The organism is Algoriphagus sp. 4150 (assembly GCF_031457395.1).
GTDB lineage: Bacteria > Bacteroidota > Bacteroidia > Cytophagales > Cyclobacteriaceae > Algoriphagus.
The window spans coordinates 177,671-197,808 of record NZ_JAVDWS010000009.1; the positions used below are offsets into that span (position 1 = coordinate 177,671).

Consider the following 20,138-nt stretch of genomic DNA (forward strand, 5'->3'; position numbering starts at 1 on the left):
TTTGGAATTCAAATTCATAATTCCTCCCAACATCCATTTTTTCCTTTGGTCATTTTTGTCAGAATTGATGAAACATTTTTAATATTTTACATCTCAACCTAACCACTAATCCTATGAAATCGAGCAGGACTAAAAAGTCACACAACTTGTCCCGAACCTGCTTCGGGAGAGGCATGGTTATGCGCCCTGCGAGATTCCATCTGACCATTAAAAATCAAAATATAAACAGATGAAATCAACTTTACTACGCCGCTATACCGGGTTATTCTTTTTTATGATACTCTTGACTCAGCACTCTTTTGCCCAAAAGAGAATGACCCCAAAGAGAATTGCCGAACTCAAGCAAGAAGCTGTGCTTCTGGTAGACCAGAAAGCCAAAATGAGTCAGGTGATGGTGGATAAAATCTTCAGCTTTGCTGAATTGGGCTTTCAGGAAATTGAATCATCCAAGTACTTGACCGGAATACTCCGTGAAAATGGTTTTGAGATAGAAATGGGTGTCTCCGGTATTCCTACAGCCTGGTTTGCTACCTGGAAAAACGGGGAGGGACCGACCATTGCCTTGGGTTCTGACGTGGATAACATTCCCAAGGCATCCCAATATCCGGGGGTGGCTTATCATAAACCTATTGTGGAAGGAGCTCCGGGACATGGAGAGGGACACAATGCAGGGATTCCTTTGAATATCACAGCAGCTTTGGCGGTGAAGGAGATTATGGAGCGTGAGAATATAGGCGGTACGCTTGTGCTCTGGCCTGGAATTGCGGAGGAGCTGGTGGCGGCCAAAGCTTGGTACACTAGGGACGGTTTATTTGATGGGGTGGATATTTGTATTTTCACTCATGTCGCAAATAATCTTGGAGTGAGCTATGGACAAACTTCGGGTACTGGACTGATCTCTGTGGAATATACATTCTCAGGCGAGGCGGCTCATTCTGCCGGAGCTCCCTGGAGGGGGAAAAGTGCGTTGGATGCTGCTGAGTTGATGAATGTAGGCTGGAATTATAGAAGAGAGCATTTAGATCCTCTGAAACGTTCGCATTCGATTTTTACAGACGGGGGTGATCAGCCCAATGTGGTTCCTTCCAAAGCTTCCATTTGGTATTATTTCAGGGATGTGAACTACGAAGGCATAATGGAAATGTATGGAATGGCTAATAAAATGGCAGAAGGTGCAGCGCTGATGACTGATACTGAGGTGACCTCAAAGATTCTCGGGACTGCCTGGCCACGACATTTCAATAAAACCATTGCGGAGAAAATGTATGCAAATATCCTTGAAGTAGGTTTGCCCGAATGGTCTGAAGCAGACCAGCAATTGGCGAAAGCAGTGCAAACTGAATTGGGGGTTAAAAAAGCGGAAGGTTTGCCTACCAAATTGGATACGCTTGGATTGCCTGTCAAAGAACCAATATCCGGAGGGTCTGATGATATAGGAGATGTCTCTTGGGTAGTTCCCACTGTTACGTTGAGATTTCCTTCCAATATACCCGGACTTCCGGGGCATCACTGGAGCAATGCTATTGCCATGGCAACTCCCATTGCACATAAGGGTGTAACTGCAGGAGCCAAAGCTGAAGCGATGACAATTTTGGACTTTTTGCTACAGCCGGAATTAGTTGAGGAGGCTTGGGATTATTTCAAAAATGTGCAGACCAAGGAAACCGAATATAAGCCTATGATTTCTGCAGAAGATGAGGCCCCTATTTACCTGAATAAAAAGACTATGGATCAATTCCGTCCGGAAATGGAAAAATTCTATTACGATGAGACTAAGTTTGGTACCTATTTGGAGCAATTGGGAGTGGCTTATCCAACACTTAAAAAAGATTGATTTTGAAAGGACAGCAGAAGTTTATTAGTACTGTGGTTTTCCGATTTTTAAATTTTCAACATAATGAAAAGTGATTCATTGGAAGTCGTAGTTCGTAAAGCTTCTCTTGAGGAATTGTTTTGGGTGCATATGCGTATCCCGGAATTTGGAGGTAGGGGTGATTTGGATTTTTACAGAAAAAGATTGGAAGACAAGAGGCAGTTATCGTTGGTAGCTGTGGTAGAAGATGAATTGATAGGGTTTAAGGTTGGGTATCAAAGTGACAAACCCAAGGTCTTTTATTCATGGATGGGTGGTATCATCCCAGAGTTTAGAAGAGGTGGTGTGGCTACTGCTCTGGCAGAGTATCAGGAAGATTGGGCAAGAAATAATGGGTTCGAAGAAATATTCTTTAAAACCAGAAATCGACTTCCTCCAATGATCAACTTCGGGTTACAAAGAGAGTTTAAGATTGTGGAAGTAATCAGAAAAGGTACTGTGGATGATTATCGGATTGTGATGATGAAAAGATTGTAAAAGTTCAGAATTCGAAGGATGAAAAATGTCGGAGTTAATCTTTCAATTTTCCAATATTCAATTTTCCAATTCAAAATCCCTACCTTTGCGGCTTAATTCACCCAGCGGTTCAATTGCCCGCTTTATCAAAAATTCAGATGAATATAGAAGCAGCAGTAGCGCAAGGAATTCAGCTTCCGGTAATGGAGGCTTTTTATACCATACAGGGAGAAGGGAGATTTTCGGGGTATCCTGCTTATTTTATCCGGCTTGGGGGCTGTGATGTGGGATGTGTCTGGTGTGATGTCAAGGAATCATGGGATTCGGGCAAGTGGCCTGTTCTTTCCATCGAAAGGATCGTTGAAGAAGCTTTGGCTTATCCGGGAAGGTTGGTCGTGATCACCGGTGGAGAGCCCTTGATGTATGAGCTGGGGCCGTTGACAGCACTTTTGAAAGAAAAGGGGTTTACTACCAACATTGAAACTTCAGGTGCTTATCCATTCTCGGGAGATTTTGATTGGGTTTGTTTTTCTCCAAAGAAATTCAAAAAACCACATTCTTCGATCTATGCAGAGGCAGATGAATTGAAAGTGGTAGTTTTCCACCAGAGTGATTTTTCTTTTGCCGAAGAGCATGCGTTACTGGTGAAATCTACCTGTGAATTGCGTCTTCAGCCCGAGTGGAGCAAAGCCGGGAAGTTCACTCCGATCATCATTGATTTTGCAAAAAATCACCCAAAATGGAAAATATCGCTTCAAACTCATAAATTTATGGACATACCTTAAGTCCATGCGCCCTGCTATAGTCGGAATTCTTCTTTTTTTATCCTTTTCTTTTGCGAAAGCTCAAGACTATTCGGTCATTGATGCCAAGGCTATCAAGATGTATAAGGAGGCTGAAGAACTTACGCTTACTAGGCAATATGATGCGGCAATTGGCAAATATCAAGATGCAATTAAGCGGGAAGCATTATTTTTGGAAGCTTATGTGAAACTGACTCAACTCCGGATTACCAAGGGTGAGTTTGAAGAGGCTGAAGCTACCGCTCTGGCTGGCAAGGCCCGCCTGTCAGGAAAAAATGCGACTCAAAAACTTCGGGCAGATATGGGCTGGGTACTTTCCCATGTGTATTTGAAGCAGGGGAGATTTCAAGATGCCTACAATGAATTTGTAGCTACTGATCCATTGTTTGATGCATCATTCCGTCGCTTGTCCAATTATTTGGAGATGAAGGAGCAGATGGATTTTTTGGCAGGACAATTGGGGAATGACCGTCAGATCGAAAAGGAAATATTACCCTCGCCACTCAATGAATTTCAGCTTCAATATTTCCCTGTACTGACAGCAGATGGGCAGCAGATTCTTTTCACCAAAAGAGATGGTACCGGTAATAATGACAAGGAGGATATTTTTATGTCCTTTGTGTCTCCCGAGGGTGATTGGTCAAAGCCTCAAAGTGTGGCTCAGGCTATCAACTCTCCCTACAACGAAGGGACATGTACAATTACCGCAGATGGGAATATCCTCATCTTTACTTCCTGTGATGCACCTGATTCTGAAGGGAGCTGCGATCTGTATATAGCCTACAAGGTGAATGGAATGTGGCAACGTCCCCGAAATATGGGAAAAAATGTCAATTCCAGATCATGGGATTCCCAGCCTTCTCTTTCTGCCGATGGCAGGATATTGTTTTTCTCTTCAAATAGGAAAGGCGGGTACGGAGGAAATGATATTTGGTATAGCGTCATGCAAAATGATGCAACTTGGTCTGAGGCAAAAAACCTCGGAAACGTTGTGAATACGCCAAAAGACGAGATCTCACCGTTTATGTTTTTCAATAATGAGATACTTTTCTTCTCGTCCAATGGTCATCCGGGCTTTGGCGGTATGGATATACATCTTTCAAAAGTGGTAAACGGAGAATTTACCACACCTGAAAACCTAGGCTTACCCATCAATGATCAACTGGATCAGGTCGGGTTATTTATAACTGCACAAAAGGATTATGCCTATTTCACCGAGTTGACCACTTCTGAAAGAGCAAATGACCGCTCGTTATTGTACAGATTCAAATTTCCTTCTGAGATCTCTTTGGGGGAGAATTTGACTGTTACAGAAGGAGGAGTGTTTAATTCAAAAACAGGTGACCCTATTGACGCTACCTTGTCACTGGTGTCATTGACTAATGACAGCACGTTGTACAGATTCAAGGCCGATGGCAAGACCGGTGCATTCACAATGCTTTATCCTGATAAGGCGATCTCCGGATTGTACGTGGAGAAAAAAGGCTTTATTCCCAAAATATATAATGTGGAGCGGGATAATATCAAGAATGTAAAAGATTTGAAAGTGGAGCTGGTGCCTGTGGCTCCGGGAGAGGAATTTGTTTTTGAAAATGTGTTTTTTGAATTTGATCAGTACAGCTTGAAATCAGAATCAATTTCATCCCTGAAAAGACTGGTTAAATTTTTATCTGAGAATCCCAATGTGAATATTTTGATCACAGGGCATACGGATAATGTAGGTAGTGCAAACTATAATCAGAATCTCAGTTTGCAGCGGGCCAAGAGTGTACAAGAGTACCTGGTCAGCAATGGGTTTCATCATGGCCGCGTGCTTGTAGAGGGGAAAGGAGACAAGGAACCAATGGTACCTAACAGCAGTTCGCAAAATCAAGCCTTGAATAGGCGGATTACCATTAAAGTGCTATAGTGAACTTTGTACGTAGCTATTCGAAGAGGAGTATAGTTTCCTCCTTAATCCCAGATCCCGATTTTCTAATCTCCTTACAGCACAAGCGAATTCCATATTCCGCATCTTCTGGTTAACTTTGTCGCCAATTACTATATGAGATGATTTACGTTTGTAGAAAAGAACACTTCAATGCAGCCCATAAGCTTTGGAATCCGAAGTGGTCAGATGATAAAAATATAGAAGTCTTTGGACCCTGCGCCAATATGAACTGGCATGGGCACAATTTTGAACTGATTGTGACGGTAAAAGGCTTGCCTGACCCTGACACAGGATTCGTAGTGGATCTCAAGAAACTCAGCACCATCATCCGTGATTTGGTGATTGAGAAAGTGGATCATAAAAACCTGAACGTAGATGTGGATTTTATGGAAGGGAAATTGGCCAGTTGCGAGAACCTTATTATGGAATTCTGGAAGATTCTAGAGCCTGCCGTGAATGCGATTACTTCCCATGGAGGATTGCACAAACTTACCTTGTACGAGACTCCAAGGAATTTTGTGGAGTATTATGGGGAGTGATAGCCTAAATTTGAAATTTAAAATTTGAAATTGTTTAAAAAACTCTACATCATCTCCGGCGAACGATCAGGAGATCTGCATGCTTCTAATCTGGTGAGATCACTTCTGGCTCAAGATTCCAATCTGGCTATTCGTGGGATGGGTGGATCCTATTCCAGAGAGGCTGGGGTTGAGCTGGCTGTAGATTATGCGGAAGTTGCTCTGATGGGATTTTTGGAGGTGATGCTGGGTTTCCGGAAGGTGATGAAATACCTTAAGCTGGTTAAGAACGACATTGCTTCTTATCAACCTGATGCGATCATTCTTGTAGATTACGGTGGGTTCAACATGAAAATTGCCGCTTTCGCTAAGGAAAACAATATCCCCGTCCATTACTATATCCCTCCGAAAGTATGGGCTTGGAATCAGAAAAGGGCATTAAAGCTTAAAGCTTTTACAGATCGGATTTATTCAATCTTACCTTTTGAACCGGATTTTTTCAAAAAATATGACCTTCAAGTACATTATGTAGGCAATCCTCTCTTGGATGAGATTTCTAAATTTGTCCCCCACGAGTTTTTTTTCCAAAAGAATGAACTGAGCTATCAGCCTATTATTGCGCTTTTACCCGGCAGTAGAGCCCAAGAGATTAACGCCATGCTGGATCGGATGATCGCTTTGGTCAAAGAATTTCCTAATGCCCAGTTTGTAATTGCCGGAGTGGGGGATCTCGGGACAGGTATTTACCGGAGGGGAATTGACGCAGGCATTCGGGTGATTTTTGATCAGACTTATGATTTGCTCTCACATGCGATAGCTGCGGTGGTCACATCAGGTACTGCTACCTTGGAAACTGCTCTTTTTAGAGTGCCGCAGGTGGTTGTTTACCGTACGAGTTCTGTTTCTTATGCAATAGCCAAGAATTTGATCCGGGTGCCTTATATTTCCTTGGTCAATTTAATCGCCGATAAAGAAGTGGTAAAGGAGCTTATTCAGCATGATTTCTCCATTCCTAATCTGAAAGCTGAGCTGCAGCAGATTCTCGGAAATCAAGTGTATAGGGGGCAAATGTTGCAGGGGTATGATTTGATCAAGGAGCAAATCGGAGAGAGTTCTGCTTCAGACACTGCCGCAGGACTTATTTTGGAAAGTCTTGGAAAAAAATAAACCCTGCTTCGAGTGAAACAGGGTTTTGTTATTAGGCGACCTGTAGTCGCTTAAATTTAGATTTGTCAAATTTTTCGTGGGCATATTTCGCATCGATGACCAGTTCTTTGATAGAATCATCTGATGGGATATCATACATCGCATCAGTGATGATTGCTTCGCAAATTGATCTCAATCCTCTTGCTCCCAGATTGAATTCCACTGCTTTTTCCACGATAAAGTCAATTCCACTTTCTTCGAATGTGACTTTGACTCCTTCGTAATTAAGCAACTTGGCATACTGCTTCACCAAAGCATTCTTAGGCTCTGTAAGGATTCTTTTTAATGCATCTGCATGTAGAGGATCCAAGTGAGTCAATACAGGAAGTCGCCCGATCAATTCCGGGATCAAGCCAAAGGCTTTCAAATCCTGAGCTGTCACATATTGCAATAGGTTTTCACGGTCAGCCACTGCATCCGCAGCAGCTTTGCTAAATCCCATCGGCTGCGTGTTGAGGCGCTTACCGATGTGTCGGGCTATCCCATCAAAAGCTCCGCCACAGATAAAGAGAATGTTCTCAGTATTCACAGCGATCATCTTCTGGTCAGGATGCTTTCGGCCTCCCTGAGGTGGTACATTTACGACAGTACCTTCCAGAAGTTTTAGCATTGCTTGCTGCACTCCCTCTCCACTCACATCTCTGGTAATGGAAGGATTGTCAGATTTTCTTGCGATTTTATCCAACTCGTCAATGTATACAATACCACGTTCAGCAGCTTCTACATTGTAATCCGCCGCTTGGAGCAATCTGGTCAGGATACTTTCCACATCTTCCCCTACGTAGCCTGCTTCAGTCAATACAGTCGCATCGGCGATACAAAAAGGTACTTCCAGAGTCTTAGCCAGTGTTTTTGCCAGATAGGTTTTGCCTGTTCCTGTATCACCGACCATGATGATGTTGGATTTTTCAATCTTCACCTCATCATTTTCATCCTTTTGGAAAAGACGCTTGTAATGGTTGTAAACAGCCACCGTCAAAACTTTTTTAGCATCTTCCTGGCCAATTACATATTGATCCAAGTAGCTGGTAAGTTCCTTAGGTTTCTTGAGCTTGATTTTTGGTTTGGTGTCACCTGTTTTCTTGGCTTTGTCTTCTTCGCCAAGAATCATGTGAGCTTGATCAATGCAGAAATTACAAATGTGCGCAGAGATACCCGACACCATTAGATCTACATCTTTCTTATTTCTACCGCAAAAGGAGCAGGTAACTTGAGCCATTATTTTGGTTTTTTAACTAATACTTCATCGATAAGGCCATAAGCTTTCGCTTCTTCGGCCTTAAGCCAATAATCTCTTTCTGAATCTTTCTCTATCACTTCCGGAGTTTTGCCGGTATGCTGAGCCAGAATACCATACAATTCTTCACGCATGGATAGTATAAGCTTCAGGGAAATTTCCATGTCCGTGGATTTTCCCTGCATGCCGCCTGAAGGCTGGTGTATCATCACTCTGGAGTGCTTAAGGGCAGATCTTTTTCCTGCTGCACCACCTGCAAGCAATACTGCGCCCATAGAAGCAGCGATCCCGGTACAGATAGTTGCTACATCAGGGCTGATAAACTGCATAGTGTCATAAATCCCAAGACCTGCAGTCACCGATCCCCCGGGGCTATTGACATAAAGCAGTACGTCTTTCTTGGAATCCACTGATTCTAAGAAAAGTAGCTGTGCTACAATGATGTTGGCAATGTGATCATCTACTCCTGTGCCCAGGAAAATGATACGGTCCATGATCAACCTTGAGAATACGTCAATCTCTCTGAAATTCTGAGGTCGCTCTTCGATTACAGAACGAGTCATGTTTTCAATATGTTGAGTGTACTGGTCAAAAGCAGTACCACTAACGCCTTGATTATGAATGGCGTATTTACGGAATTCTTCTTTGTTAATCATCTGTTGAGTTTGTTGTGGTAAGCAAAAATAAAAAAAGCCCTTTAATAAGGACTTTTTTATGATGATTTAAGCGATTTACTTCTCTAAAAGTTCCTTGAACTCATCGATGCTTATATCCTTTTCTTTCAAACTTATCTTTTCCATTGCAAAAGCAAGTACTTTTTCGTTCTGGATTGAAGTGAGCATATTCATATAGTTCTGACCTTCTTCACCTTTCAGGTAATTGTCCACGAACATGTCCATGCTGTCTTCCATCTGTGCTCCAAGGCCTGAAGCTGCGAATTGCTCACGAACCATTTGTTTGGTTTTCTCGATCACCTCGTCGTGTTCAGCTTTGATTTCATTTTTGGTAGCAATCTCGTTAGAGATCAAAGACCACGTTAATTGTCTTGAGTAGATAGGAAACTCCTTCTCAATATCTTCTTCAGTTACTTTACCTTCATTGGCGATCATCAGCCATTCTTTCAAGAAAGCTTCAGGAAGGTCAACTTTCGCTGCTTCAGTCAATACTTTCTTCAATTCTTCCTCAGTGAATACCTTGGATTCCTTGTCGTAATTAGTTTGAAGTGTCTCGCGTACTTTAGTGACAAACTCTTCTTCAGACTTTACTACATCAGGACCGAAGATCTTGTCGAAGAACTCTTGGTTCATCTCGGCTGTCTCTGTTCTGTTGATGTTTTTTACTGTCAAAGTCAACGCTCCTTCTATGTCCTTAGACTCCTCTTCGCTTAGCCCGAAAGCCTCTTCCCACTGACCTTTTTTTACATCCTTTGCCTCAAATTCTACGACAGCTTCTTTGCTTACACCGATGAATTTTCCTGCAAGTTTTTTTGTGATTTTAGTCAAATCCAAAGAGACTGTCTTTTCGAATTCGCCTTCAGTAGCTTTTAAGTCACCGTAAATGCGGTCACCTTCTTCGCTTACTTCAGGATTAGTGCTGTTTCCGTATTGAGATTTTAGGTTGTCAAGAGTTTCGTTGATCAACTTGTCATCTACTTTGATTGAGTATTTTGTCGCTTTGATCTTAGGGTCAAGCGTAAGATCTATAGATTCTACAAATCCGATTTTATAGTCAAATTCGAAGTCTTTTTGAGTTTTCCAGTCGATTGTACCATTTTGATCTTGAGGAAGAGGATCTCCCAAGATTTTGAAAGTTTGCTCTTTCAGATAAGTATTCAGTGATTCACTAAGTATAGCGTTGATCTCTTCCACAAGTACAGATGTGCCATACATGCTCTTCACCATTGACATAGGAGCCTTACCGGGTCTGAATCCTTTGATGTTTGATTTTTTGGCAAAATCCTTAAGTTTTGCGTCTACCTTAGGTTGGTAATCTGCTTCGTTTAATTTAATTTTAATTGAAGCTTGATTTGCTGAATGCTTGTCTTGTGTGATTTCCAAAGCTCAAAATTTAATAATGAAGATTAACTAAAAACCCCCAATCCCTTTCCTGTAGTTGAAGACAGGTGAGTGATTGAGGGTTCGGTATTTTGTGCGGATAGAGGGACTCGAACCCCCATGCCTCGCGGCGCTAGATCCTAAGTCTAGTGCGTCTACCAATTTCGCCACATCCGCAATACGCACAATTAAGAGCGGAATAAATATTCCAATTCCAATTGTGGATGCAAATGTAGGTACTAATAAATAAAATGCAATAGCATAAGAAAAAAAATATTCAACATTTGATATAAGATGAGCCTATAGCCCCATTTTTGTATTAAATTCCTCCTGTATGATTGAAGTGGACATAGAAGAAGAAAGAAAAGAAATACTCAAGCGCTACCGAAGGCTATTGAGACAGGCGAAGCCTATTCTTAAGGATGGAGACGCCAAGCTGATCAAAAGGGCTTTTAATGTCTCGCTTGATGCACATAAGGACATGCGACGCAAGTCCGGTGAACCTTACATCTACCATCCGCTGGAGGTAGCACTGGTCTGCGTGGAAGAAATCGGGCTGGGCACTACTTCCATTGTCGCGGCTTTGCTGCATGATGTAGTGGAGGATACTGAATGGGAGCTTGAGGATATAGAGCGGGAGTTTGGCTATAAGGTGATGACTATTATAGACGGTCTAACCAAAATCGCAGGAGTCTTTGAGTACGGAAGCTCGCAGCAGGCAGAGAACTTCCGTAAAATGCTTCTCACGCTTTCCGACGATGTACGGGTGATTTTGATCAAGCTCGCCGATAGACTCAATAATATGAGGACGCTCGGCAGCATGCCGAGGCACAAGCAACTCAAAATTGCCTCTGAAACCATGTATCTGTATGCACCGTTGGCGCACAGGCTGGGATTGTATGCGATCAAGTCTGAGTTAGAGGATCTTTACCTGAAATTTACCGATACGGCCACCTACAAGGATATTGTTTTCAAAATAAACGAATCAAAGTCCTATAGGAATAAATTCATCCGAAGTTTTATTCTCCCAATAGAGGATGAACTGAAAAGGACGGGTTTGGATTTCACAATTAAAGGTAGACCCAAATCAGTTTTCTCCATCTATAATAAGATGAAGAAACAGGGAATTCCTTTCGAGGAGGTGTATGACTTATTTGCGATCCGTATTATTCTTAATAGTGATCTTGACAGTGAAAAAGCTGATTGTTGGCAGGTATATTCTATTGTCACGGACTTTTATCGTCCAAATCCTGATCGACTCAGAGATTGGATAAGTACGCCTCGGTCCAATGGCTATGAATCTCTTCACACTACTGTAATGAGTGGGACTGGCCAATGGGTGGAAGTGCAGATCCGTACAGAACGAATGGATGAGATAGCTGAGCGGGGATATGCTGCCCATTGGAAATACAAGGATAAGGAAAACTCAAAAGGAAATTCCGGATTAGATGACTGGATCACCCAAGTTCGGGGTTTACTCGAGTCCAATGATGGAAATGCCATAGAGTTTATGGATGATTTCAGAGGAAATCTATTCCATGACGAGGTGTTTGTGTTTACTCCCAAGGGAGATCTGAAAGTATTGCCATTTGGTTCCACCGCTTTGGATTTTGCATTTGAGATTCATACTGAAGTAGGAGCTAAGTGCATAGGTGCAAAAGTCAACCAGCGACTCGTGCCTATTTCCCATAAATTGAAAAATGGTGACCAGGTAGAGATTCTTACTTCCAACAAGCAAAAGCCTACCGAGGACTGGCTCAATAATGTCGTTACTTCCAGGGCAAAGGCTAAGATCAAGGACGCCCTTCGTGAGGATAAGAAGTCTGCGATCCTAGATGGAAGAGAGATTGTGCAGCGTAAGATGAAGCAAATGAAGATGGATTTCAATTCTGAATCTGTCGAAAAGCTTCGGGCGTTTTTCGAGCTTAAGACGGCCAATGAGTTTTATTTTCGGGTAGGAATAGGAGCGATCGATCCTACTTCGATCAAATCATTCAAAGATTTTAAAGCCACACAAAAACTTCATAACAAATCAAGCCAGGAGAAGGTAAGAGATGAATCTTCTTTTACCAAGGAAATTAAAAATCTGAAAGGTCCGGATCACGATCAGCTTCTTATTGGTGAGGATATGGATGTGGTCGATTATATTTTGGCCAAATGCTGTAATCCTATTCCGGGAGATGATGTTTTTGGTTTTGTGACTGTAAATGAAGGAATCAAGATTCACCGTACTTCCTGTCCGAATGCATTAGAGCTGCTTTCCAATCATGGCAACAGGGTAATCAAGGCCCGATGGACTAGCCAGAAAGAAATTGCATTCTTGGCTGGGCTGCGGATTATCGGCACAGATCGGGTAGGTCTTATCAATGATGTGACCAAAGTGATTTCCAATGAACTAAAAGTAAATATGCGATCGATCACGGTAGACTCAGATGCGGGTATATTTGAAGGGACAATTAAGCTGTATGTACATAGTACTGAGCATCTTGATAGCCTGATTGAAAATCTGGTGGAGGTCGATGGAATATTGAAGGTTTCAAGGTTTGATTGATCCAATGAATCTTTTCTTACTTACAAAAGTTATATTTAAAAAAATACCCAGCAAATGCCTTTGAATACTACTCACTTCGAAGAGGTAAAGAAGATATTTACAGCTTATCTTGAGACAAAGAAGCTCCGAAAAACTCCTGAGCGCTACGCTATCCTCGAAGAAATTTACACCCGGTCGGGCCATTTTGATGTAGAGTCACTTTACATCAGTATGAAAAATAAGAACTACCGTGTAAGCCGGGCTACGGTTTACAACACCTTGGATCTATTGGTAGAATGTGATTTGGTGACCAAGCATCAGTTTGGCAAAAATCTGGCTCAATTCGAAAAATCTTACGGTTTCAAGCAACACGATCACTTGATCTGCACAGATTGTAGTCAAGTGCTTGAGTTCTGTGATCCCAGAATACAGAATATTCAAAACACTGTTGGTGAGATTTTGAATTTCAAAGTGTTACACCACTCCTTGATATTGTATGGTAATTGTACCAAAGAGAATTGCGATAACAGAAAAGAAGATACTCCATGAAGTTAACTTATAATACGAGTAAGGATGAGCTGGCTCATTACCTATTTATACAGGGTGATTTGATAGGTGATGAAATGGGGCCAAAACTGGTCGAGGTCGTCTCGGACGCAGTGGAAGAAGGTGCCAAAAATTTCGTGGTTGACCTGAGTGAAGTCAGATACATCAGTTCTAGCGGAATAGGTCTTCTGATCACTATGCTTACCAAGATGCGAAATAAAGATGGAGAGGTTTACTTGACTGCACCCTCTGAACATGTAAAAAAACTATTGATAATCACTAAGTTGAATAATATTTTCACGGTTTTTGAATCAGTGGATGAATTTAAGAAGAAAATGTAATTCCCTTTTTTATCTAGTTTTATTGTTGATATCCTGTTCGGAGAAGGAAGTGTCTGAGCAAGATGTTTTTTTGGAGATTTCGGAGCGAAAGAAATTCCATATTGGAGAAAGTGGAATAACAGCTGAACCCAGATACTTTGTGTCATTGGACTCTTCTCGGAGCAAAGGAGTTATTTATAATAAGTTCGCACATTCACTTGATAGTATTTTTGTATCAGCAGATTCCGCATGGATAAAGGATGGTGACATTATGGAAAACCAAGGGCCATATGGAGTTGGAAATGTCTTATCATTTTTTACAACTGATGATCATATAGTCTTTATGAACCCACAGCAGTTTTTTAATCAAAATAAATTGACTAGAGAAGTATCGATGAAATTTATGCATGAGTTTGGCATATTTGGAGATACAGAATATTTAGGGATCTCTGTTCCCACACCTTCATTTGCTCATGAACTATACGGTTTGGATGAGGATTCTGGAGTTGGGTATTTTATATTTGATGATGATAATCAAATTCGGGTCGCCGGATATAAAGCGTCTTCGGACTCAATGTTCTTTCTACCCGTGGTTTTGGATTCTGAAAAATACTTTGATTTAAGATATAAAGTAAAATACAAGGGTCTAATTATGGGTGGTGGTGATGAACCTCAGCTCAATGTAGTGGGAAATAAACTGATTATCAGTTATCCTTCTTTTAGTGATTTCCTTGTTTATGACTTAAGGTCTCAAGAACAGAATACATTTGCCTCAAGCTCTAATTCATTTCCTTCCCAAAGGGATCTGCCTCAGAATTACTCGGATGAGGTAGATTCCGGTGAGTTGCAATGGGAATTAGGTAAGTTATGGGGGGAGGAGGTTCGCTATGGATATTTTACCTATTTGGGCAGTTCAGACAAATATATCAGACTGGTAAAAGGAGGGGGAGGCAGAGATGCTTCCAATTTTATTGAAGTTTTTGACCTTGAATTTCAAAAAACAGAAGAGTTTAACCTGACAGAAATGAACCCGGATATTTCACCTGATTACTTGAATACCAAGTATGGTTTGATGTTCAGAGCCAAAGATCAACCGGATGAGGATGTGATGTATTATTACAACATCAATCTGGCTGATTCGAAATAATTACACCCTTTCCCTTGGTTTTCTATGGGCTTATCGCAAATTTCACGCTTCAAAAAGTCAAGTGTAACAGATAAGACCGCACATCAAATGAAGATGGATGTACTTCTAGGTCTCCAGTGGGGAGATGAAGGAAAAGGAAAAATAGTAGACGTATTAGCGCCTGAGTATGAAATTGTAGCCCGTTTTCAAGGGGGCCCGAATGCGGGACACACCTTGGAGTTTGACGGAATAAAGCATGTTCTGCATCAGATCCCATCTGGGATTTTTCGCTCACAGATACTTAATATAGTAGGCAATGGTGTCGTGCTCGACCCGATTGTGCTGAAGAGGGAAATAGATGGATTGGGGAAATTCTCTATTGATTACATGAAAAATCTGGTAATCTCTAAGAAAGCCACGATTATCATCCCTACCCATAAATTACTGGATGCAGCATTGGAGCAATCCAAAGGAGACAAGAAAATCGGATCTACCCTAAAAGGAATCGGCCCAACCTATCAGGATAAAATCGGAAGAACTGCGCTTCGGGTAGGGGATATCCTAAGTCAGGATTTCAAGGAAAAATATGAAGCTTTAGTTGCCAAGCATAAAACCACCCTTTCATTCTATAATCATCCCTTGGACGAGTTGCCGGGTATGGAAGAGCAATTTTTCTCAGCAGTCGAATTTTTCAAGACCTTGAATCTAATCGACAGCGAATATGTGGTTAATGAAGCGTTGGATGCCAATAAAAAGATTTTGGCTGAAGGAGCTCAAGGATCTCTTTTGGATGTGGATTTCGGTAGTTATCCATTTGTGACAAGTAGCAGTACGATGACAGCCGGTGCCTGTACGGGACTGGGAGTTGCTCCTTCCAAAATCGGTGAGGTTTTCGGCATATTCAAGGCATACTGTACCCGGGTGGGCAGTGGCCCTTTTCCTACCGAGCTATTCGACAGGGATGGGGAGGATATGAGAAGAGAAGGAAATGAATTTGGAAGTACTACCGGTCGACCAAGAAGATGTGGTTGGTTGGATTTACCCGCTCTTCGTTATTCCATCATGATCAATGGAGTCACCCAGTTATTTATGATGAAAGGTGATGTTCTCAATATTTTCAAGGAAATTAAGGTGTGTACGCACTACGAATTGCCTGATGGAGAAAGAATTGACAAATTGAGCTTTGAGATCACTGAGCAGGAAGTCACTCCGGTTTATAAAACTCTGAAAGGCTGGAATTGCTCTTTGGAGAATATCCATTCTTATGAGGATTTCCCAATTGAATTGAAAGGCTATGTGGAATATCTTGAAAGTGAATTGAATGTACCTATCAAATTGGTTTCGGTAGGCCCTGATCGTATCCAAACGATTCTACGCTAACCAAACTCAGCTTACCTGAAGCCCTTGATTTAAAATCAGGGGCTTTTTTATTTCTATGTGTTTAAAGTGTATTTTGGCTGTTCCATTACAAACCAAACGTAGATTTGAGGTTTTTACTTTTAGCGGCAGTGTTCTTTGTTATGCCCTTCAGGACATATTCGCAGGTAGGGTTTCCCTATTGTGAAACTTTTGTAGACGGAGAATCGGTGGGGTCACAAACTGTGTTTGGAGGTAGTGCACGTTTGGTGAATGGAGCACTCCGTTTGACAGATGCTGAAAGAGATCAAAGTGGATTTGTTTACATAGACATGCCGTTTTCTCCGGCTTATGGTATCAAAGCGTCATTTGAGTATTTCATGTACGGAGGAACCGGAGCTGATGGTCTTTCAGTCTTTTTGTTTGATGCAGAAACCAGAAACTTTAGACCTGGAGGGTTTGGAGGGTCTTTGGGATACGCTCAGAAAGAGAATCTGCCCGGCATGACTGGGGCATATCTAGGTCTGGGGTTTGACGTCTTTGGTAATTTTAGTAATTCTTCAGAAAATAGAAGTGGAGGATTCTTGGGAGGAAGCGCCGGTTTCTTTCCCAACAGCATAATATTACGAAGAGGAGGGAATGGATTGAATGGTTACGACTTTGTGAATGGTAAAATAACTTACAACCCTTCTCCGGGGCATGCCAATCTGGCTCTGGATGTGGACTATCAGTTTCCTTTGAGCTCAGGCGGTCATGGAACTGGCAGGGTAGAAGACGTGAATCAGCCCGGGTATAGAAAAGTTTTTCTTGAGCTTGAGCCTCACCCGAATGGTGTAGGCTATATAATCAAACTTGAGATGGTTGTGACTACCGTTACAAACGAGCCCAGAACAATAACCATATTCCCGGCCACGGCTTTTACATATGAGGCGCCCCAGAACCTGAAAATCGGATTTGCTGCATCTACAGGCGGTGAGACAAATATTCACGAGATTCGAAATCTAATCGTAGAAGTTTCCGATGATGAGGGATTGATGAATCCGGATGGAGTAGATTTCGGGGAATTTACAGCTTGTGAAGGACAGGAGAATCAGTACTACATCACAGAAGAAGAAGTAGTCCTTCCCAATGAAAACAGTGAGATTAGATGTCTACAATTTTATAAGTCACTCGGGGATATTGAAGAAAACGGAGATATATGTGCTAGGGGAAAATGCATTGAGGAGAATGGCACCTTAGAATTGGCTCAAGGTACATTCATGGCCGGAGTAAATGGAGGGGACTTTAGTTTTGTTCCAAATGCCGGGTTCACAGGCCAAACAGTGACTGCTTATTATAGCATTACTGACAATTACGGAAAAAGCTCCAGGGGCAATGCCATAACATTGAAAATTGAGGAATCCCCTGTTCCGGTGAATATTTTCTTAAATGATAGCGATGATTTGATTGAAGAAGTGAGGTTGTGCGAAGGGGAGAGTGTGGCTTTGAGGGCTAAAGGTGATGAAGTATATGATCGCTATGAGTGGTATCAAGATGATAAGCTCATCGAAGGGGCTGTCTCATCACAATACACAGCGAATGCCGAAGGGGAGTACTTGGTAAAAGCGTATAACCACTTGAATTGTCCTGCAGTCTCTCCTCGGGTTTTAGTGAGTTTCCCCGGATTTCCTGATTTTGATTTTCCTTCTCCTGTGGTGGAGTGCATCCCGGAAAAGGGGATAGATGTAACAAGTATTATTTCAAACTACGATCCTTTCACTTATACTTATAAGCTAATGGGTGGAGGGAAAATTTATCTGAATGATGAAATGAAGGAGGTTTCACCTTCCGGTGAATATGAACTTCAGGTTAAGCATGCAGATTTAGAATGTTATTCCTCCCCGCAGCCACTTCAACTTATAATTCTTGAAGAGGAGCTTTTGGCAGATTTCGAATTTGAAATACAAGAAACAGGAGTGAAAGGTGAGGAAGATGGGGGATTCTTCCCTCATGATGTCTTCCAGTTTACAGATGAGTCTAATCCGGATGCTGAAAGTTGGAGTTGGGATTTTGGCGATGGTGCTGTTTCTTCTGAGCAAAACCCTACCCATAGTTATGGTAGAAAAGGACTTTTTGATGTGAAACTTACCGTTACGAATCAGTGGGGGTGTGAATCAACAGAGATTAAAAGAGTCTCAATTTTGCGAAGCTATAGAATAATGTTCCCTACTGGCTTCACTCCTATGGATAATGAAAACCGGTTTTTTGTCCCAAAATCCAAAGGGTTGGTTTCAGGTCAGCTTTTGATCTTTACTATTTGGGGAGACCTGATTTTCAAAACAGACGATTTAAATACCGACGGATGGGACGGTAAGTTAGAAGGCAAGCTGCTTGATGCGGGGTTTTACGTGTATCGATATAATGGAGTCGCCGTTGACGGAGAGAAAGTGACCAAAGCAGGTAAGTTCAAATTGATCAGATAATGAAAAACTTCCTTGTTTTTGTTTTTCTTCTTTCCGCTTCCAATGTTCTCAGTCAAGACATTCAGTATTCGCAGTTCTATGCCAATCCCTTTTATTTGAACCCGGCACTGGCGGGAAGTACAGGTCTTACTAGAGTGGGAGTCAACTTTCGGAATCAATGGCCTGCGTTGGATCAAAGTTTTATCGCATATACTGCTTATGCAGATCATTTTTCCGAAAAGTATAATTCCGGATTTGGGATAGTAATATCCGGTGCGAGAGAATCATTCACCCAAAGTAGGACTGACGAACTTGGTTTGGTGTACAGCTATAGATTACAGTTGGGGGAAAAACGGTTTCTTCATGTAGGAGCACAAGGAAGTTTTTTGTCAAGGGATGTGCTTTTTGACAGGGTTATTTTAGGTACCCAATTAGATATAGAAAAGGGAGTGATAGTAGGAGATCCGGGAACGGGGTTTTCCGGTGACAGTCAGTTGAGGGCAGCGGACCTGAATGCGGGACTATTATATTATGAAGATAAGTTTTGGTTTGGTTTTTCAGCTTTTCATTTATTGAAGCCCCAGATTAGCTATTTGGAAATAAATTCAAACAGACTTCCGGTCAAATATTCTGTGCACGGGGGAGTGAGATTTAATCTTGCTCCGGGGAATATCAATGATTATTTCAACAATACGGATCAGGAGAGGTCGCTGGCATTTGCATTTAATTATAAATCTCAAGGCGTTTTTGATCAATTGGACATTGGAGCTGAGTTTTATTTCGAGCCTTTGATTCTTGGATTTTGGTATCGGGGTCTGCCTACCAAGTATAATTTGCCAAATAATGAATCCTTAATTGGGCTGGTTGGAATCGAATTAGACTCCGGCTTGGATTTTGGATACAGCTTTGATTATTCTATTTCAAAGTTGGGGCAGCGTGTGACAGGCGGAGCCCACGAAGTTTCTGTCAGATATGTCTTTTCGTCTCGCGACCCTCGCAAAAAGTATTATCCGCCCCTTCCCACATTCAGATATTAAGCCGAATTCTAATTGTTCAGAAGAAACTATCTGAATGTCTAAATTTGGCAGAATTCCTGACATAAATTGATGGAATTACTTGCTAGGAGCAGGAGATAGATTCTTTACTAATTTTTATCTTTTGTACTCAGCTAGTTATGGATTGTGAGCATTTATTTTCCCGTCTGGCCTTGCCCTTAAAATAAAAAGGGAGATATTTGCACTCCCAAACGGCGCATACGGAGTCGGGGAAAGAGAGGAAAGGCTCTAAAGAAGCATTGAAAAAATTAATTTTGCGTGTGGGTTTGGAAGTCAAAAATGATCACTTACCTTTGCAGACCCTTCGGCAGGGAAGGGGACAAAGTAGGGAGAGAGAAGCCTCCGAAAAACTTTAAAAATTAAATTTCGCAGGGTGTATTGCAGATTAAAAAATCTCTCTTACCTTTGCACTCCCTTCGGCAGAGAAGGGGAAAAAACGGAACGGGAATCGAAAGATTCGGCATTCTGACAGAGGCCGCAAATGAGCGGCACCAAGTTCTTTGAAGTAATGTAAGACGAAAAAAATTAACCTGAGAACAGACAGGGAGACGTTTACAGGATTTGCTTAGTGCGGTCTTGTGGACAGTGTATAAATAATGATAATTTACAATGGAGAGTTTGATCCTGGCTCAGGATGAACGCTAGCGGCAGGCCTAATACATGCAAGTCGAACGGTAGACATCTTTC

Annotated in this window: 16 protein-coding genes, 1 tRNA gene and 1 rRNA gene; 14 read left to right on the plus strand and 4 right to left on the minus strand. The window is 41.8% G+C overall.

Features of this window, described 5'->3' with window-relative positions:
* Positions 1-229: 229 nt before the first annotated feature.
* The 6 genes from J2X69_RS13465 (at position 230) to lpxB (ending at position 6,747) form a co-directional block, all read left to right on the plus strand.
* Complete coding sequence (locus J2X69_RS13465) at positions 230-1,834, plus strand: peptidase dimerization domain-containing protein (protein WP_409014419.1); 1,605 nt, start codon at positions 230-232, stop codon at positions 1,832-1,834.
* A gap of 63 nt (positions 1,835-1,897) precedes the next feature.
* The gene (locus J2X69_RS13470; RefSeq protein WP_310104069.1) at positions 1,898-2,350 is read left to right on the plus strand and encodes a GNAT family N-acetyltransferase; all 453 of its coding nucleotides are present in this window, start codon (positions 1,898-1,900) and stop codon (positions 2,348-2,350) included.
* 137 nt (positions 2,351-2,487) lie between these two features.
* Positions 2,488-3,114, plus strand: coding sequence for a 7-carboxy-7-deazaguanine synthase QueE (locus J2X69_RS13475; protein ID WP_310104071.1), 627 nt, complete (start codon positions 2,488-2,490; stop codon positions 3,112-3,114).
* A 4-nt stretch (positions 3,115-3,118) separates the two neighbouring features.
* The gene (locus J2X69_RS13480) at positions 3,119-5,041 is read left to right on the plus strand and encodes an OmpA family protein (protein ID WP_310104073.1); all 1,923 of its coding nucleotides are present in this window, start codon (positions 3,119-3,121) and stop codon (positions 5,039-5,041) included.
* A gap of 140 nt (positions 5,042-5,181) precedes the next feature.
* Positions 5,182-5,601 carry a 6-carboxytetrahydropterin synthase gene (locus J2X69_RS13485; protein WP_310104075.1) on the plus strand — a complete coding sequence of 140 codons (420 nt, stop codon included), beginning with the start codon at positions 5,182-5,184 and terminating at the stop codon, positions 5,599-5,601.
* A 24-nt stretch (positions 5,602-5,625) separates the two neighbouring features.
* The gene (gene lpxB, locus J2X69_RS13490) at positions 5,626-6,747 is read left to right on the plus strand and encodes a lipid-A-disaccharide synthase (RefSeq protein WP_310104078.1); all 1,122 of its coding nucleotides are present in this window, start codon (positions 5,626-5,628) and stop codon (positions 6,745-6,747) included.
* A 31-nt stretch (positions 6,748-6,778) separates the two neighbouring features.
* On the opposite strand, the gene clpX is transcribed toward lpxB, so the two are convergent.
* The 4 genes from clpX to J2X69_RS13510 form a co-directional block, all read right to left on the minus strand.
* The gene (gene clpX, locus J2X69_RS13495; RefSeq protein ID WP_310104080.1) at positions 6,779-8,005 is read right to left on the minus strand and encodes an ATP-dependent Clp protease ATP-binding subunit ClpX; all 1,227 of its coding nucleotides are present in this window, start codon (positions 8,003-8,005) and stop codon (positions 6,779-6,781) included.
* Positions 8,005-8,679, minus strand: coding sequence for a ClpP family protease (locus J2X69_RS13500; RefSeq protein WP_304503149.1), 675 nt, complete (start codon positions 8,677-8,679; stop codon positions 8,005-8,007). Before J2X69_RS13500 ends, clpX begins: the two co-directional genes overlap by 1 nt.
* A 75-nt stretch (positions 8,680-8,754) precedes the next feature.
* Positions 8,755-10,080, minus strand: a complete 1,326-nt coding sequence (gene tig / locus J2X69_RS13505) for a trigger factor (RefSeq protein WP_310104083.1) — start codon at positions 10,078-10,080, stop codon at positions 8,755-8,757.
* Between the two features lie 92 nt (positions 10,081-10,172).
* Positions 10,173-10,254: transfer RNA gene (locus J2X69_RS13510), tRNA-Leu, on the minus strand.
* A 157-nt stretch (positions 10,255-10,411) separates the two neighbouring features.
* Between J2X69_RS13510 and J2X69_RS13515 the strand changes: the two genes are divergently transcribed.
* From J2X69_RS13515 to J2X69_RS13550, 8 genes are all read left to right on the plus strand, one after another.
* Positions 10,412-12,628: a bifunctional (p)ppGpp synthetase/guanosine-3',5'-bis(diphosphate) 3'-pyrophosphohydrolase gene (locus J2X69_RS13515; protein WP_310104085.1), complete on the plus strand. Its 2,217-nt coding sequence runs from the start codon at positions 10,412-10,414 to the stop codon at positions 12,626-12,628.
* 54 nt (positions 12,629-12,682) lie between these two features.
* On the plus strand, positions 12,683-13,156 hold the full coding sequence (locus J2X69_RS13520; protein WP_310104087.1) for a transcriptional repressor: 474 nt from the start codon (positions 12,683-12,685) through the stop codon (positions 13,154-13,156).
* The gene (locus J2X69_RS13525) at positions 13,153-13,494 is read left to right on the plus strand and encodes an STAS domain-containing protein (RefSeq protein ID WP_310104089.1); all 342 of its coding nucleotides are present in this window, start codon (positions 13,153-13,155) and stop codon (positions 13,492-13,494) included. Before J2X69_RS13520 ends, J2X69_RS13525 begins: the two co-directional genes overlap by 4 nt.
* 22 nt (positions 13,495-13,516) lie before the next feature.
* Entirely contained in the window at positions 13,517-14,620 is a 1,104-nt protein-coding gene (locus tag J2X69_RS13530) for a hypothetical protein (RefSeq protein ID WP_310104091.1), read from the plus strand.
* 87 nt (positions 14,621-14,707) lie between these two features.
* Positions 14,708-15,979: an adenylosuccinate synthase gene (locus J2X69_RS13535; protein WP_310104093.1), complete on the plus strand. Its 1,272-nt coding sequence runs from the start codon at positions 14,708-14,710 to the stop codon at positions 15,977-15,979.
* A gap of 104 nt (positions 15,980-16,083) precedes the next feature.
* Complete coding sequence (locus tag J2X69_RS13540) at positions 16,084-18,417, plus strand: PKD domain-containing protein (RefSeq protein ID WP_310104095.1); 2,334 nt, start codon at positions 16,084-16,086, stop codon at positions 18,415-18,417.
* Positions 18,417-19,433, plus strand: a complete 1,017-nt coding sequence (locus J2X69_RS13545; RefSeq protein ID WP_310104097.1) for a type IX secretion system membrane protein PorP/SprF — start codon at positions 18,417-18,419, stop codon at positions 19,431-19,433. Before J2X69_RS13540 ends, J2X69_RS13545 begins: the two co-directional genes overlap by 1 nt.
* A 624-nt stretch (positions 19,434-20,057) precedes the next feature.
* Positions 20,058-20,138: ribosomal RNA gene (locus tag J2X69_RS13550) — 16S ribosomal RNA — on the plus strand; the annotation flags it as partial.

What these genes read in the sequence shown, in the direction of transcription:
- J2X69_RS13545 (WP_310104097.1), top strand. Translation starts at nt 18,417, where the DNA reads ATGAAAAACTTCCTTGTTTTTGTTTTTCTTCTTTCCGCTTCCAATGTT.
- J2X69_RS13470 (WP_310104069.1), top strand. Translation starts at nt 1,898, where the DNA reads ATGAAAAGTGATTCATTGGAAGTCGTAGTTCGTAAAGCTTCTCTTGAG.
- J2X69_RS13485 (WP_310104075.1), top strand. Translation starts at nt 5,182, where the DNA reads ATGATTTACGTTTGTAGAAAAGAACACTTCAATGCAGCCCATAAGCTT.
- J2X69_RS13465 (WP_409014419.1), top strand. Translation starts at nt 230, where the DNA reads ATGAAATCAACTTTACTACGCCGCTATACCGGGTTATTCTTTTTTATG.
- J2X69_RS13535 (WP_310104093.1), top strand. Translation starts at nt 14,708, where the DNA reads ATGAAGATGGATGTACTTCTAGGTCTCCAGTGGGGAGATGAAGGAAAA.
- J2X69_RS13515 (WP_310104085.1), top strand. Translation starts at nt 10,412, where the DNA reads ATGATTGAAGTGGACATAGAAGAAGAAAGAAAAGAAATACTCAAGCGC.
- J2X69_RS13480 (WP_310104073.1), top strand. Translation starts at nt 3,119, where the DNA reads ATGCGCCCTGCTATAGTCGGAATTCTTCTTTTTTTATCCTTTTCTTTT.
- J2X69_RS13475 (WP_310104071.1), top strand. Translation starts at nt 2,488, where the DNA reads ATGAATATAGAAGCAGCAGTAGCGCAAGGAATTCAGCTTCCGGTAATG.
- clpX (WP_310104080.1), bottom strand. Translation starts at nt 8,005, where the DNA reads ATGGCTCAAGTTACCTGCTCCTTTTGCGGTAGAAATAAGAAAGATGTA.
- J2X69_RS13525 (WP_310104089.1), top strand. Translation starts at nt 13,153, where the DNA reads ATGAAGTTAACTTATAATACGAGTAAGGATGAGCTGGCTCATTACCTA.
- J2X69_RS13500 (WP_304503149.1), bottom strand. Translation starts at nt 8,679, where the DNA reads ATGATTAACAAAGAAGAATTCCGTAAATACGCCATTCATAATCAAGGC.
- J2X69_RS13520 (WP_310104087.1), top strand. Translation starts at nt 12,683, where the DNA reads ATGCCTTTGAATACTACTCACTTCGAAGAGGTAAAGAAGATATTTACA.